This window comes from Streptococcus sp. DD11 (assembly GCF_001578865.1).
In the GTDB taxonomy this organism is placed as follows: domain Bacteria; phylum Bacillota; class Bacilli; order Lactobacillales; family Streptococcaceae; genus Streptococcus; species Streptococcus panodentis.
On the sequence record NZ_KQ969393.1, the window covers coordinates 543228 to 544362 of the forward strand.

The 1135-nt window shown below is 49.6% G+C and carries 1 protein-coding gene; it reads left to right on the forward strand.

Annotated features, from left to right (window positions below):
* Positions 1-119 precede the first annotated feature (119 nt).
* The gene (locus tag STRDD11_RS05905; RefSeq protein ID WP_128836248.1) at positions 120-791 is read left to right on the forward strand and encodes an MmcQ/YjbR family DNA-binding protein; all 672 of its coding nucleotides are present in this window, start codon (positions 120-122) and stop codon (positions 789-791) included.
* Positions 792-1135 lie beyond the last annotated feature (344 nt).

Below are 1135 nucleotides of genomic sequence, written 5' to 3' on the forward strand. Positions count from 1 at the left end.
GTGACTGGCTTGCTGAGCGTTTGGCAGTTAATCAGCTGCATGGCACCAGAATTGTTTTTTAGGAGATAGGAGTTTGTCCTGGCCGGAAGCTCGCTATCAGAGAGGAGCTGCAGAAGCAGATGTTAGATATCTTTGAGAAATACAAGGCTGATCGGGAACGGCTGCTGGCCTATGGCTTTGAGCAGGACGGCAGCAGCTGCCGCTATCGTCAGGAGATTATGGATGGGGATTTTGAGCTGCTGCTAATCTGGCAGCAGACTTCCCTTGATTATCAGGTTTTTGACCTAGAGACCGGAGATGAGTACCGGCAGGTCAAGATGGAGTCCATGACCGGAGAGTTTGTCGGGCAGGTCCGAGAAGCCTGTCAGCAAGCTCTGCTGGAGATTCGCCGTCAGTGCTTCATTGAGATTGGCTTTCTCTATGAGCAGAGTCAGCGGCTGAGGGACTATGTGGCTGAGACTTATCAGGGCCAGCTGGAGTATCTGTGGGAAAAGTCTGACAGGAAAAGCAGGACCCATGCCGGGGTTTTCCGTCATCAGGACAGCAAAAAATGGTACGGAGCCTTTCTGACGACGGACTGGTCCAAGTTTGAAAAAGACCGCAGCGGCAGCATTGAAGTGCTCAATGTCAAAAATAATCAGGTGGCAGAACTGACTCGACAGGCAGGTATATATCCAGCCTTTCACATGAATAAGAAATACTGGCTCAGCCTGCCTTTGGACGGAACTCTGAGCGACCGGCAGATTTTTGACCTGCTGGATACCAGTTTTGAGCTGACGAAGAGGAAATGAACACGGCTCCCGCTGTGTTTCTTTTTCTATCTGCTATCGTCATTTCGTTTATCTTTTATGACTTTGTCAGCTCGCTGTCCTATCGTCCTGTATGTTAAGCGATAGGCCGAGAGGCTGAGACAGACTCCCATGATGGCTGCGCCCTCACTTATAGAGGGAGCTATCTTCGGGAAGATACCGTATAAAAGTCCTTCAGTCTCGCTTTGTTTTGGTAAAAAACTCTTGACGCGGTAGCTGATTGCTCAAAAGCTCCAGTGGAGCTTTTGAGGTTTTAGATAGAGCTTCCGAGAGGAAGCAACAAAAGCACTGCTTTGAGGTTGCGGATAGGACTTGCGAAGCAAGTC

What these genes read in the sequence shown, in the direction of transcription:
- STRDD11_RS05905 (WP_128836248.1), top strand. Translation starts at nt 120, where the DNA reads ATGTTAGATATCTTTGAGAAATACAAGGCTGATCGGGAACGGCTGCTG.